At 66.6% G+C, this 14,286-nt stretch carries 10 protein-coding genes; 8 read left to right on the forward strand and 2 right to left on the reverse strand.

The features are described from left to right. Positions 1–17 precede the first annotated feature (17 nt). The 6 genes from panB to AC1PLA_RS09540 all read left to right on the forward strand — a co-directional run bounded on the left by panB (position 18) and on the right by AC1PLA_RS09540 (position 4,870). A complete protein-coding gene (gene panB / locus AC1PLA_RS09515; RefSeq protein WP_039510407.1) occupies positions 18–833 on the forward strand; it encodes a 3-methyl-2-oxobutanoate hydroxymethyltransferase in 816 nt (271 codons plus the stop codon). Beyond that, entirely contained in the window at positions 830–1,672 is an 843-nt protein-coding gene (gene panC / locus AC1PLA_RS09520) for a pantoate--beta-alanine ligase (RefSeq protein WP_039510409.1), read from the forward strand. The genes panB and panC overlap by 4 nt, the downstream gene beginning before the upstream one ends. A 176-nt stretch (positions 1,673–1,848) precedes the next feature. Continuing rightward, the gene (gene panD / locus AC1PLA_RS09525) at positions 1,849–2,229 is read left to right on the forward strand and encodes an aspartate 1-decarboxylase (protein ID WP_024939767.1); all 381 of its coding nucleotides are present in this window, start codon (positions 1,849–1,851) and stop codon (positions 2,227–2,229) included. Next, a complete protein-coding gene (gene pgi / locus AC1PLA_RS09530; RefSeq protein WP_481106061.1) occupies positions 2,226–3,740 on the forward strand; it encodes a glucose-6-phosphate isomerase in 1,515 nt (504 codons plus the stop codon). The genes panD and pgi overlap by 4 nt, the downstream gene beginning before the upstream one ends. A gap of 158 nt (positions 3,741–3,898) precedes the next feature. Continuing rightward, positions 3,899–4,243 carry a type II toxin-antitoxin system prevent-host-death family antitoxin gene (locus tag AC1PLA_RS09535; RefSeq protein WP_104627810.1) on the forward strand — a complete coding sequence of 115 codons (345 nt, stop codon included), beginning with the start codon at positions 3,899–3,901 and terminating at the stop codon, positions 4,241–4,243. Positions 4,244–4,246: 3 nt separating this feature from the next. Then, positions 4,247–4,870 carry an ATPase gene (locus AC1PLA_RS09540; protein ID WP_126968828.1) on the forward strand — a complete coding sequence of 208 codons (624 nt, stop codon included), beginning with the start codon at positions 4,247–4,249 and terminating at the stop codon, positions 4,868–4,870. 301 nt (positions 4,871–5,171) lie between these two features. On the opposite strand, the gene AC1PLA_RS09545 is transcribed toward AC1PLA_RS09540, so the two are convergent. Beyond that, positions 5,172–7,127, reverse strand: coding sequence for a PhoX family protein (locus tag AC1PLA_RS09545; RefSeq protein WP_411862960.1), 1,956 nt, complete (start codon positions 7,125–7,127; stop codon positions 5,172–5,174). Positions 7,128–7,562: 435 nt separating this feature from the next. Here AC1PLA_RS09545 and AC1PLA_RS09550 point away from each other — a divergent pair, with 435 nt between their 5' ends. Both AC1PLA_RS09550 and AC1PLA_RS09555 read left to right on the forward strand, forming a co-directional pair. After that, positions 7,563–10,175 carry a glycoside hydrolase family 3 protein gene (locus AC1PLA_RS09550; RefSeq protein ID WP_104623391.1) on the forward strand — a complete coding sequence of 871 codons (2,613 nt, stop codon included), beginning with the start codon at positions 7,563–7,565 and terminating at the stop codon, positions 10,173–10,175. A gap of 257 nt (positions 10,176–10,432) precedes the next feature. Beyond that, positions 10,433–11,995: a sodium/sugar symporter gene (locus tag AC1PLA_RS09555; protein WP_039527623.1), complete on the forward strand. Its 1,563-nt coding sequence runs from the start codon at positions 10,433–10,435 to the stop codon at positions 11,993–11,995. Between the two features lie 93 nt (positions 11,996–12,088). Here the strand turns inward: AC1PLA_RS09555 and AC1PLA_RS09560 are convergent, their stop codons facing one another. Next, on the reverse strand, positions 12,089–13,945 hold the full coding sequence (locus AC1PLA_RS09560; RefSeq protein WP_481106062.1) for a putative bifunctional diguanylate cyclase/phosphodiesterase: 1,857 nt from the start codon (positions 13,943–13,945) through the stop codon (positions 12,089–12,091). Positions 13,946–14,286 lie beyond the last annotated feature (341 nt).

The following is a 14,286-nucleotide window of genomic DNA, read 5'->3' on the forward strand; positions in this document are numbered from 1 at the left end:
CCCCACGTAATGACTTCATGAGCAGCCATACCGACAGCAAGCCCTGGACCGTGCCCGCCTTGGCGCAGGCCAAGCGCGAGGGTCGAAAACTGGTCATGTTGACCGCCTACGACGCCGGCTTTGCGCGGACCTTCGATGCCAACGGCGTCGACCTGATCCTGGTCGGCGATTCGCTGGGCATGGTGGTGCAGGGGCACGATTCGACCTTGCCGGTGACCACCGCCGACATGGTCTACCACACCGCCGCGGTGGCCAGGGTGCTGGAGCGGGCGTTGCTGGTGGCCGATCTGTCGTTCCAGGCCGATGCCACGCCCGAGCGCGCGCTGGACGCTGCCACCCAACTGCTGCAGGCCGGCGCGGAGATGGTCAAGATCGAGGGCGCCGGGCACAAGCTCGAGGTGATCCGTTATCTGGTCGAGCGCGAGATCCCGGTCTGCTCGCATCTGGGGCTGACCCCGCAATCGGTGCTGCGTTTTGGCGGTTACACGGTGCAGGGGCGCGGCGAAGCCGGCGAGCAGTTGCGCCGCGACGCGCAGGCCGTGGTTGATGCCGGTGCCAGCCTGGTCGTGCTGGAATGCGTGCCCACGCCGATCGCCACCCAGATCAGCGCCGCGCTCGGCGTGCCCACCATCGGCATTGGTGCCGGCCCCGGCTGCGATGGCCAGGTGCTGGTGATGCACGACATGCTGGGCCTGGACAGCGGCCACCGCCGGCCCAAGTTCGTCAAGGATTTCCTCGCCGAAGGCGGCTCGGTGGCGGGCGCAGTGCGCGCTTACGCGCAGGCCGTGCGCGACGGTAGCTTCCCCGACGCAGCGCACGCGTACGCCGCATGATCCAGACCCTGACCGATCTGTCCACCCTGCGCGCACTGGTCACCGGCTGGAAGCGCGAGGGCCTGCGCGTGGCGCTGGTGCCGACCATGGGCAACCTGCATGCCGGCCACTATTCGCTGGTGATGCTGGCGCGCCAGTATGCCGACCGCGTGGTGTCGAGCGTGTTCGTCAACCCGACCCAGTTTGGCCCCAACGAAGACTTCGCGCGTTACCCGCGCACGCCCGAGGCCGACCTGCGCGGCCTGGAAGACGCCGGCTGCGATGCACTGTGGCTGCCCGACGTGGACACCATGTATCCGCTCGGCACCGCACTGGCCACACCGATCCACGCGCCGGGCGTCAGCGACGTGCTGGAAGGGGTGTGCCGGCCGGGGCATTTCGATGGCGTGTGCACGGTGGTGGCGCGGCTGTTCAACCAGGTGCAGCCGGACGTGGCCGCCTTCGGCAAGAAGGACTACCAGCAGCTGGCGGTGATCCGCCAGATGGTGGCTGACCTGGCGTTTCCGATCGAGATCCTGGGCGGCAGCATCGTGCGCGAGGCCGACGGCCTGGCGATGAGCTCGCGCAACCAGTATCTGACCGCCGACGAGCGCCCGCGCTCGACCCAGATCCGCAAGGTGCTGCTGCAGATGCGCGACAGCTACGCCGCCGGTACGCCGCGTGCGCAGGTCGAGGACGCCGCCACCCAGGCGCTGGAACAGGCCGGTTTCCGCGTCGATTACGCGGTGGTGCGGCTGCCCGACCTGAGCGAGCCGGGCGACAGCCATGCTGGCGCGCGCGTGGCCCTGATCGCCGCCCGTCTGGGCAGCACGCGGCTGATCGACAACCTGGAATTCTGAGCGGTCTGATGCCGCTGCAGGCGCTGCGTCAGGCCGTGACCGGCGACGCCTGCGATCCTGCGCACAGGCGTGTTTGTCCAGTGCCGGCCTGAAGCCCTCACCACCGGTTGCGCGGCAGGCCGGTGGACACCGGCGCTTTCCGCTAAAATGCCGGCTTTCCTTTGCCGTTGCCCGTCATGCACCTGTCCCTGCTGAAAGCCAAGATCCACCGCGCCACCGTCACCCATTCCGAGCTCAATTACGAAGGCTCGATCGCCATCGACGGCCTGCTGCTGGAAGCCACCGGCATCCGTGAGTTCGAACAGGTGCATATCTGGGACGTCACCAACGGTGCGCGTTTCAGCACCTATGCCATCCGTGCCGACGAAGGCAGCGGCATCATTTCGCTCAACGGCGGCGCCGCGCGTCACGTGCAGGTCGGTGACCTGATCATCGTGGCCGCCTTCGCCAGCATGAGCGAAGCCGAAGCCGAGACCTTCAAGCCCAATCTGGTATATGTGGACGGCAGCAACACGATCACCCACACCAACCACAGCATCCCCACGCAGGCCGCATGACACATACCAACGGATTCGACGCGCTTCACGCCCACGCCCAGCGCCTGCGCGGCGCTGCCATCCCCGCATTGCTTGCCGCCGAGCCGCAACGGCCGACGCAATACGCCAGGCAGGTCGGTCCGTTGTATTTCAATTTCGCGCGGCAGAAGTACGACCGCGCCGCGCTGGATGCCTTGTTCGCCATCGCGCGCGAGCGTGACCTGGCCGGCGCGTTCCAGCGCCTGTTCCGCGGCGAGCAGGTCAATGTCACCGAACAGCGCGCTGCATTGCACACCGCATTGCGCGGCGACTTGACCGATGCGCCGGTGGCCTCCGAAGCGTATGCCACCGCTGCGGAAGTCCGCCAACGCATGGGCGCGCTGATCCAGCAGCTGGAAGCCACCGACGTCACCGATATCGTCAGCGTCGGCATCGGCGGTTCGGACCTGGGGCCGCGGCTGGTGGCCGATGCCTTGCGGGCACCGTCGGGTGCGCGTTTCCGCGTGCATTTCGTCTCCAATGTCGATGGCGCGGCGATGCAGCGCACGCTGGCCACGCTGGACCCGGCACACACCGCCGGCATCCTGATTTCCAAGACCTTCGGTACCCAGGAAACGCTGCTCAACGGCAGCATCCTTCACGCCTGGCTGGGCGGCAGCGAGCGCCTGTATGCGGTGAGTGCCAATCCCGAGCGCGCCGCCAAGGCCTTCGACATCGCACCGAGCCGCGTGCTGCCGATGTGGGACTGGGTCGGTGGGCGTTATTCGCTGTGGTCGGCGGTGGGTTTCCCGATCGCGCTGGCGATCGGCTTCGAGCGTTTCGAACAATTGCTGGAAGGTGCTGCGCAGTTCGACGCGCATGTGCTCGACACGCCACTGGAAGAAAACGTCGCCGTGCTGCACGGCCTAACTGCGGTGTGGAACCGCAACCTGCTCGGCAGCGCCACGCATGCGGTGATGACCTACGACCAGCGTCTGGCCCTGCTGCCGGCCTACCTGCAGCAACTGGTGATGGAAAGCCTGGGCAAGCGGGTCAAGCTCGACGGTTCTGCAGTGGACAGCGACACCGTGTCGGTGTGGTGGGGCGGTGCGGGCACCGATGTGCAGCACAGTTTCTTCCAGGCGCTGCACCAGGGCACCAGCGTGGTGCCGGCCGATTTCATCGGCACCGTGCACAACGACGATCCGTATGCGGAGAACCACGTCGCGCTGATGGCCAACGTGCTGGCGCAGACCGAAGCGCTGGCCAACGGCCAGAACAGCAGCGATCCGCACCGCAGCTATCCGGGCGGCCGCCCGAGCACGGTGATTCTGCTCGATGCGCTGACCCCGCAGGCGCTGGGTGCGCTGATCTCGATGTACGAGCACAGTGTCTACGTGCAGTCGGTGATGTGGGGCATCAACGCGTTCGATCAGTTCGGCGTGGAGCTGGGCAAGCAGCTGGCCAGCCAGTTGCTGCCGGCGCTGAAGGGCGAGTCGGCCGACGTGGCCGACCCGGTGACGCGCGAGCTACTGGCCAAGCTGCGCGGCTGAGCCTGTTGCGCATCGATGGGTGTCAGATGACGGGGCCTGCGGGCCCCGTTTCGTTTCTGGAGCACCTGCCTGGCGATAAATTTGGACTAAATGGCCAAATTTCCCAAAATGGGACGTTGGGAGTAGGCTGAAGCCACCACAGCGCGCAGGACCGTCCCATGTCTCGCCTCCAGGATCTGCCCGAGCTCGAAAAATCCCCCGCCGCCGACATCAAGGTGAAGGGCTGGCCCAGCCTGATGCGCAAGGTGCGCTCGCATGGCGCGGTGGTCATCACCAACCACAATCACCCCGAGGCGGTGGTGGTGGACGCGGAGGAATACCGCCGGCTGGTCAGCCAGGCGAGTGCAGCGACGGCCTCCTCGACGCGCGCGCAGTCGCTGCAGGCATTGCAGGCCAGGTTCGATGCGCATCTTGCTGCGGTGACCGATGGCGCAGGCCTGGCCCAGGTGATCGGCAAGCCGGCACGCCGGGGCAGCAAGATCGCGCTGGGGCCGTCGCTCTAAATCGTGGGGAACATTCTGGTGCTGGCCGGCGTCAACGGCGCCGGCAAGAGTTCGCTGCTGGGCAGCCTGCTGCGGGAAGACGGTGCCACCTGGTTCAACCCGGATGCGTTCACCCGTGACCTGGTGGAGCAGGGCTGGTCACCCGAAGATGCTAATGCGCAAGCCTGGCAGGAAGGTGTGCGGCGGCTGCGTCAGGCCATGGACGCCGGCCACGACTATGCATTCGAAACCACCCTGGGCGCGACCACCATCCCGCGCCTGCTGCGGCAGGCCTGCGCGACGCACACGGTGGCGGTCTGGTTCTGCGGCCTGTCCAGCGTCGAGCTGCATATCGCACGTGTGGCAGCGCGCGTGGCCGCGGGCGGGCATGCCATCCCCGAGCACAAGATCCGCGAACGTTACGATGCCTCGCGCGCCAACCTGATCGCGCTGTTGCCGCACCTGTCGGTGCTGCATGTCTACGACAACAGCGCGCCTGCCGACGCGACCGGGCAGGTCGCGCCGCTGCTGGTGCTGGAACTGGACCGCAACGGCCTGCAGCACCCGCAAACGCCCGAAGAATTGGCGCAGGTGCCCGAATGGGCCAAGCCCATCGTGATGGCGGCGCTGGAGGTGCGGCAGTCCTGAACCGCGCGCTCAGGCACTTGCGGTCTGATCTGCTTCTCACTGACGCTGCCAGACATCCATCGACTCACCCGTAGGAGCGCACCCGGGCGCGACAGGCCTACCGGCAAAGCTCCTCGCGCCCAGGTGCGCTCCTACTGGCCTTGCGACAGCAGCGAGAACGCCACGCTGCACGTGTCAGCCTCACCCGTAGGAGCGCACCCGGGCGCGACAGGCCATACCGGCAAAAGCTCCTCGCGCCCAGGTGCGCTCCTACTGGCATTGCGACAGCAGCGAGAACGCCACGCTGCACGAACGGCGGCGCTTACGCCTTGCCCAGCTTCACCGCTACCGGGTCGCCGGTGAGATAGCCCACCGCTGCGCCGAAACGGTTCTTGTAATTGGCGCGGATCAGCGGATCCAGCGTGGCCTTGACGGTGTCGTGCAGCGGGCTTTCCCAGTCGCCGGGATGCTGGAAATTGCTCATCACGTAGGTCCAGCCGTGGATCTGGTCGACCGCATGCAGGCCGGTGGATTCGGCGCCGGCCGGCACCGACAGCACCCGCGTCAGCGTGCCGCTGTCCACGTTGTAGGCCCACAGGAAATTGTTGACGTGCAGGCTGCTGTCTTCGCCGATGAACAAGGTGCGCAGCGCTTCGGAGAACTTGAGGTTGTCCGGGTTGGCCAGCCGTTCCGGATCGGCCAGGTTGCCCAGCGCGTCGGCCTTGGCCAGATCGTGGCCGGTGAGCGCGGCCGGTGCGGCCATGTCGATCGGCACCCAGTCGCTGTGGATCGGCGCGCCGTGGTTGTCGCGCTGGCCGCCGCGCAGATTCAGGGCGTACACCGCACCCGCATCCGGGCCTTCCACCTTCACGTCGCCCGAGCCGTTGCGCATGCTGGTGACGATGTAGGACATCGCCATGTAGGCGATCTTGTCGCGGGCGTTGACGGTGGTGCCTTCGAGCTTGGTGAAGCCCAGGCTGCCGCCGGCCAGCGCCGCGTAGCGATGGGTTTCCAAATAAGTCGCCGCCTTCTCCATGCCCGGCTTGATGCGGATCCAGTTGAAGGTGCCGTTGAACGGGATCTTGGTGAACGAGGCGTCGCCCGGGTCGCTCAGATGCACGTCGAGGATGTCGGCGGCGGTCAGGCGGTCGGCCATGGCCTGGATCTCGGCACTGGTGGCGTGGCCGAGCTTGATCCAGCGCAACGTGGCCGCGCCCGGGCCCACGCCCGAGGTCTGCTGCCACTTGCCTACGTACAAGGTGCCGGCCGACAGGTCCGCCTTGCGGTCGGCGATGAACATGAAAAGACCGCCATTGGTGGCGTCGTCGCCCATCAGCACGGTGCGCTGGTCGGGCATCACCTGCACCAGCTCGTGCGAGATGCGGCCCAGGCAGTAGTGCTTGCGCACGCTCCCGGTGCCGTCCGGGTGCACGGTGATTTCGGGCAGGTGGCCGTAGTGATACGGGTTGGCTTTTTCCGGGTCGCCGTACAGGTGTGTGCTGTAGCTGCGGAACTGGGTGTTGCCGGCCAGCGCGGTGGCGTCGGGTTCGTACTCTTCGCTGGACAGATGGGTATTCCACGGCGACAGGCTGGCGCCGCAGGTGGTCCACAGTCCGTGCACCGGCGCGGTGTCGACGTTGTGGTATTTCACCAGCGACAGCTTGCCGGTGGCCGGGTCCTGATCCAGCGTCAGCACCGCGATCGGCGCGGGCAGGTGGCGGTTGGTGTCGTTGCCGGCCTGGTCGCGGGTGGTGTATTCGAACTGCACCACCGCAAACACGTGGTTGCCCTTGACCCCGGGCACCTTGGCATCGGGCAGGGTCAGCAGCGAGGAGCCGTCCGGGCAATCGGAAAAGAACGGGCGTTCGGCACCGGGTGTGGAGCGGTCGATGATCGGCCGATGCTGGATGTCGTAATAGCCACCGGCCAGCACGGTGCCGCCCTTGCCGTCGGGCACCTGGTCGCCGGTGACGAAGAACGGGTGGTACGCAAGCGCATAACGCTGGCTGCTGCCATCGCTGCGCGCCACTGTCAGCGCCGACCCCACCGTGGTGGTGGCCATCGCCGCGGGGTTGGCCAGGCTGGGTGCGGGCATGCCATGGAAGGTGGCCGACACCAGCTGGGTCGGGTTGTCCGACGGCCGCAACGGGTGTGCGGCCAGTGCCGCGCCACCGAGGTGTTGCAGGGCGGCGGCGCTGGCGCTGCCCAGCGGCAACAGCGGGACGGACGCCAGCAACTGCATCAGGCGGCGGCGGGCGGGATCGGGGGAGGCAGACATCGAAACTCCAGGCAAAGACGACGATCAACGATGGCCGGTGGCGCATCGGCAAGCCGGTCACGCTAGGCCCGAGGTATGACAGTTGTTTGACGGCGAGCTCACCCGTTGGCGGGCGTTCGAACACCTGCCTGCAAGCGAACCCGGCAATACCTGCGCGGGCGACAGGGGCTGCGCAGTGCGAAGCCTGCGAAGTGGTGCATTGCAGCAAAGTACGCCGTCGCGAAAGATCAAGCGCCACGCCGGATTCGGCGCTTTGCCGTGGTTTGACAGGTGCTGCCGGTATTCCAAGCCTATAGCCCGGGCCAATAAGTTGGCCGTCGTTTGGCATACAAGCGCGCGTTGTTGACAGGGTAGGGGAATCACGCAAGCGTACGCCGCCTAATGGCCTGCGGCGTCACGCATCGCCGTGGGGAGAACCACCTGGAGACCTGGATCTTGGACAAGCTGCTTCGTCGTACCGCCGCGCCTGTCGCGCGTCGTGCCCTCTCTCTGGCCACCGCCGCTGCGGTGCTGATGCTGGCCGCCTGCCAAGGCAAGGACACCGCTGCCGAGGCGAGCAAGACCGCACCGGCCGCCGCACCTGCCGAGGCGTCCACCACGATCCATCCCGACCAGTGGCCGTCGCCGAAGTGGCCATTCGCCCAGGACCAGGCCCTGGAGCAGCGCATCACCGATGTGATGGCCAAGATGAGCGTCGAAGAGAAGGTCGCGCAGACCATCCAGGGCGACATCGCCAGCATGACCCCGGACGATGTGCGCAAGTACCGCATCGGCTCGGTGCTGGCCGGCGGCAATTCCGATCCGGGCGGCAAGTACGACGCCAGCCCGGCCGAATGGTTGAAGCTGGCCGACGCCTTCTATGAAGCGTCAATGGACACCTCCAAGGGCGGCAACGCGATTCCGATCATCTTCGGCATCGATGCGGTGCACGGTCAGAGCAACATCGTCGGCGCCACGCTGTTCCCGCACAACATCGGCCTGGGCGCCACGCGCAACCCGGAGCTGATCAAGCAGATCGGCGAAGTCACCGCCGCCGAAACCCGCGTCACCGGCATGGAGTGGACCTTCGCGCCGACCGTGGCGGTGCCGCAGGACGACCGCTGGGGCCGCAGCTACGAGGGCTATTCCGAGTCGCCGGACGTGGTGGCCAGCTTCGCCGGCAAGATGGTCGAAGGCGTGCAGGGCGTGCCGGGCACCCCGCAGTTCCTCGACGGCAGCCACGTGATTTCCTCGGTGAAGCATTTCGTCGGCGACGGCGGCACCACCGACGGCAAGGACCAAGGCGACACCAAGGTGTCCGAAGCCACCATGCGCGATATCCACGCGGCCGGTTACCCGCCGGCGATCGCGGCCGGTGCGCAGACGGTAATGGCCTCGTTCAACAGCTTCAACGGCGAGAAGATGCACGGCAACAAGGTCATGCTGACCGACGTGCTCAAGGGCCGCATGAACTTCGGCGGCTTCGTGGTCGGCGACTGGAATGGTCACGGCCAGGTCAAAGGCTGCACCAACGAAAACTGCCCGGCCTCGTTCATTGCCGGTGTCGACATGGCGATGGCCTCCGACAGCTGGAAGGGCATCTACGAGACCGAACTGGCGGCAGTGAAATCGGGCCAGATCTCGGCCGAGCGCCTGGACGATGCGGTGCGCCGGATCCTGCGGGTCAAGCTGCGCCTGGGCCTGTTCGAAGCCGGCAAGCCGTCCAAGCGCCCGCTCGGTGGCAAGTACGAATTGCTCGGCGCGCCGGAACACCGCGCGATCGCCCGCCAGGCAGTACGCGAGTCGCTGGTGCTGCTGAAGAACCAGGCCGGCATCCTGCCGCTGGATCCGAAAAAGCGCGTGCTGGTGCTGGGCGACGGCGCCAACGACATGGGCAAGCAGTCCGGCGGCTGGACGCTGAACTGGCAGGGCACCGGCACCAAGCGCAGCGACTACCCCAATGGCAACACCATCTGGGAAGGCCTGGACAAGCAGATCAAGGCCGCCGGCGGCAAGGCCGAGCTGGCAGTCGATGGTGCGTACAAGACCAAGCCCGACGTGGCGGTGGTGGTGTTCGGTGAGAACCCGTACGCCGAGTTCCAGGGCGACATCGCCACCCTGCTGTACAAGCCGGGCGACGAGAGCGAGCTGGCGCTGATCAAGAAGCTCAAGGCCGAGGGCATCCCGGTGGTGGCGGTGTTCCTGAGCGGGCGCCCGTTGTGGATGAACCAGTACATCAACGCCGCCGATGCCTTCGTCGCCGCTTGGTTGCCGGGTTCGGAAGGCGAGGGCATTGCCGACGTGCTGCTGCGCAAGGCTGATGGCACGGTACAGAATGACTTCAAGGGCAAGCTGAGCTTCTCCTGGCCCAAGACCGCGGTGCAGTTCGCCAATAACGTCGGGCAGAAGGATTACGACCCGCAGTTCAAGTTCGGCTTCGGCCTGACCTACGCCGACAAGGGCGACCTGGCTGCGTTGCCGGAGGAATCGGGTGTGTCCGGCGAGCAGTCGGTGGGCGGGGTGTACTTCGTGCGCGGCAAGCCGGCGCTGGGTATTGCGATGCAGCTGTCCAATGCCGGCCAGGCCAACATGCCCGCGACCACGCTGCCGGTGGGTCTGTCCGATGGCAGCCTGAAGATGACCGCGGTCGACCACAAGGCGCAGGAAGATGCACGGCGTCTGGTCTGGTCCGGTGCCAAGGCCTCCAGCGTATTGCTGGTGTCCGGCAAGCCGGTCGATGTCTCGCGTGAGAGTAATGGCGATGTGCAGTTGCAGCTGACCGTCCGCCGCGACAGCGCGGTGACCGCGCCGGTGTGGCTGGGCGTGGGCTGTGGCGACAAGTGCGGCGGCCGCGTTGATGCGCAGAAGACCCTGGCCGCGCTGCCGCAAGGCCAGTGGAAGGTGGTTGGCGTGCCATTGAAGTGCTTTGCGGTGGCCGGTGCAGATGTGACCAAGCTGACCCAGGTCGCCAGCATCGAAAGCGCTGCAGCGCTGGACCTGTCGGTGTCGAAAATCGCGCTGGGCGCGCTCAACGAAGCTGAAGTCACGCTCGACTGCCCGGTCAAGTAAGCAGCACACCCGCAGGCGCGCTTGCGGGTGTGCCCAGGTAAGAACCACATACATGCGTCGCCGGCCCCGGCGACGTGTTACAGCGGCCACCCTCAGCGGTGGTGTCATCAGCCGCCGCGGGACGCGCGCGTCGATCGGCCGGGACGGCCTGCAGCTGCGGTTCGCCGCGCTGCTGCCGCGCACGTAGTGCGGGCGGCGGCAGTCTGCAGACCTGTCCGGTCCACGACGCTCAGCCCAGAGCCAGACAGGAGAGTGCAGTGGGTTTGGCGACGTTGGATATCGTGATTGTGCTGGTCTATCTGACCGGCATCTTCGTGCTCGCGCAGTGGGTCTCGCGCGAGAAGGCAGGTCACAGCAAGAGCGCCGAGGATTACTTCCTGGCCAGCAAGTCGTTGCCGTGGTGGGCGATCGGCGCCTCGCTGATCGCCGCGAACATCTCGGCCGAACAGATCATCGGCATGGCCGGTTCCGGTTATGCGATCGGCCTGGCGATCGCCTCCTACGAGTGGATGGCGGCGCTGACGCTGCTGATCGTGGGCAAGTTCTTCCTGCCGATCTTCCTGCGCAACGGCATCTACACCATGCCGCAGTTCCTGGAACAGCGGTACGGCAAGTGGATCCGCACGCTGATGGCGGTGTTCTGGCTGCTGCTGTACGTGTTCGTCAACCTGACCTCGATCCTGTGGCTGGGGTCGATCGCGGTCAGCCAAGTCACCGGCATGGACCAGACCCTGGCGCTGGCGTTGATCGGCGTGTTCGCGCTGGTCTACCAGCTGTACGGCGGTCTGAAGGCGGTGGCGCTGACCGACATCGTGCAGGTCACGCTGCTGGTGCTGGGCGGCCTGCTGGTGGCCGGGCTGACCCTGGCGCGGATCGGCGACGGTGCCGGCGTGCTGGCCGGCTTCAAGCATCTGTGGAGTGCGCACCCGGAGCACTTCCACATGATCCTGAGCAAGGACAATCCGTTCTACAAGGACCTGCCCGGCCTGAGCGTGCTGCTGGGCGGTCTGTGGGTGATGAACATCAGTTACTGGGGTTTCAACCAGTACATCATCCAGCGCGCGCTGGCGGCCAAGAACATCGGCGAGGCGCAAAAGGGCATGGTGTTCGCCGCGTTCCTGAAGCTGCTGATGCCGTTGGTGATCGTGGTGCCGGGCATTGCCGCGGTGGTGCTGGCGCCGGACCTGGCCAAGCCCGACCAGGCCTATCCGACCATGATGCAGCTGTTGCCGACCGGCATCCTGGGCCTGGTGTTCGCGGCGCTGGTGGCGGCGATCGTGGCCTCGCTGGCCTCCAAGATCAACTCGGTGGCGACCATCTTCACCCTGGATTTCTACGCCAAGTTCCGCCCGCAGACCGAGCAGAAGCAACTGGTGCGCGTGGGTCGCATCGTGGCCATCGTGGCGGTGGTGATCGGCATCCTCACCGCGCGGCCGTTGCTGGGCAACTTCGATCAGGGCTTCCAGTTCATCCAGGAGTTCACCGGCTTCTTTACGCCCGGCGTGGTGGTGATCTTCATGCTTGGCCTGTTCTGGAAGCGTGCCAACGAAGCCGGCGCACTGACCGCGGCGATCGGCTCGGTGGTGCTGTCGTTCGCGCTCAAGTTCGCCTGGCCGGAACTGCCGTTCATGGACCGCATCGGCGTGGTGTTCGTGGCGGCGCTGGTGCTGGCGATTCTGGTGTCGTTGATGACCGCGCCCACCCAGGCGCGCGACCTGATCCGTACCGACGATGTGGCCTACGGCACCACGCTGGGCTTCAAGGTCGGTGCGATCGGAGTGGTGGTGATCCTGATCGCGCTGTACGCGGTGTTCTGGTAATCGCCCAGTCAGTCCGCTGAAATTGGTTGTGCGCATGGGGCGCGACACTCAGGTGTCGCGCCGCGTGCGTTTTGGCTGCTGTGCTGCTTCCGCTTACACCCGCGCCGCGGCCAGGCTTGCGGCGAGCAGGTTGACCGGCGCTTCGAACTGCTCATACCACGGCGTCTGCAGCCAGGTTTCCAGTGCCGCTGCCGGCATCGGTTTGGCGATCCAGTAGCCCTGACCTTCGTCGCAGCCCCAGGCGCGCAACTGCGTGTAGGCCTCTGCCGACTCGATGCCTTCGGCGACCACGCGCTGGCCCAGGCTGTGGCCGAGCTGGATCATCGCCGGCACCAGGGTGCGGTCGGTGCGGTTGTCCGGCAATGAGCGGATGAAGGATTGATCGATCTTCAACGAGCTGGCCGGCAGCTGTTTGAGATAGCTGAAATTGCTGTAGCCGGTGCCGAAGTCGTCGATGGCGATATGCACGCCCAGCGCTGCGATGGCCGCCAATTGCTCGGCCAGATGCTCGGGGTGGCGGATCATCGCGCTTTCGGTGAATTCGATCTCCAGCCGGCGCGGATCGAGGTTGTGGCGCTCCAGGCCACGCCGCAGCAGGCCAACGAATCCGGGCCGGTCCAGATCGGCGGCCGACACGTTCAGGGCCAGATTGAAATCCAGGCCCTGTTGCTGCCAGCGCGCGGCCTGGGCGATGCCGTTGTCGATGACCCAGGCGGTGATGCGGTTGATCAGCGCGGTCTTCTCGGCCATCGGCACGAAATCGGCGGGCATCACCGGGCCGATCATCGGATGCTGCCAGCGCAGCAGCGCCTCCACTCCGACGCAGCGGTGATCGTGCAGGTCCACGCGCGGCTGGTAGTGCAGGCGCAGCTGGCTGGCGCTGTCCAGCGCGGCGGGGAGGGAAGCCAGCAGGCGGAAGGTATTGCGCTGGGCCACGTCGTGCTTGCGCTCGTACATGCTCCACGGCACGCCGCGTTCGCGCGAGATATCCACCGAGGTGGTCAGCGAGCGGATCGTGTCGGCCGCGCCATAGCTGGTCTGCAACGAGACCGCGCCGATCGAGGCCACTGCGGTATGCGGAATGCCCTGATGTTCCAGCGTCTCGGCAAAGGCCTTGGAGACCTTGGTGCACAGCGCGGACAGACGCTGCGTTTCGGCCTGGGCCAGAAAGCCGAAGGTGGTCGGGTCCAGCCGATACAGCGCGGTGCCGGCGGGCAGATACGCCGCCAGCCGACGCTGGGCGATGGCCACATAACCGTCGGCGTAATCCCAGCCCAGCGCTTTGACCATGTCACGGAAGTAATCGCTGCCGCAGATGTCGACCGCCACCGCGGTAGTGGCCGGCGCGCTGTCGCGTTGCGACAGCCAGGCATCCAGGTCTTCGGCAAAGCGCGACCGATTGGGCAGCCCGGTCGGGCCGTCGCGGTAGGTGGTGCTGCGCAGGTTTTCCACCCGCAGCACCGCCAGGTCGCGCAGGCCTTCCAGTTGGGCGATCGCTTCGGCGTCCAGGCCCGGACGCGGGCTGGTCCCGATCACGCACAAGGTGCCGATGCGGTGGCCGTCGCGCAGCGTCAGCGGCGCGCCGGCGTAAAAGCGGATGAAGGGTGGCCCCAGCACCAGCGGGTTGTCGCAAAAGCGCGGATCCAGTTGCGCGTCGGGCACCACCATCACCTTGGGGGCGCGGATCGCATGCGCGCAGAACGCCTGGTCACGCGGCGTTTCCTGCGGCTCCAGGCCGATGCGGGCCTTGAACCACTGACGATGCTCGTCCACCAGCGACACCAGCGCGATTTCCGCGCCCAGGTTGCGGGCGGCCATCGCGGCGATGGTCTCGAACACCGGGTCCGGCGGCGAGTCCAGCAGGCACAGGCCACGCAGGACGGACAACCGGGTCGACTCGTCGACCACGGGCGGAGGAGGGGACTTGGCGGGAGCGAGCACGGATTGCATGTGCTTCTATCGGCCTGGAGCGTAATCCCTTGATCGATCGCGCTGGGCGCCGTTCAGTTGAAGCGGGCCTTGCCACGCGATGGCTGCGACTGAGCCGCTGCCGCGACGACAGCTGCGCGATGGCATCAGGCCACAGCATGAGGCGACAGCCAGGCGCCAGGCCCGCGGTCGCGCTGACTCCCACGTCATGCGTGATTTAAGCAAACGTGCGGCGTCGCGGCCGGCGCTGGCGCGCGGCCGCTAAACATTGCCGACCCCTCGCCGATGACTGAGGGTGCGCCTGCTTCGTCGCCCCACAACAACGTAATCGTTCAGCGCACTTGTTTCGGCGCTTGTTCGAT

The sequence above is a fragment of the Xanthomonas sp. NCPPB 1826 genome, from assembly GCF_056725285.1.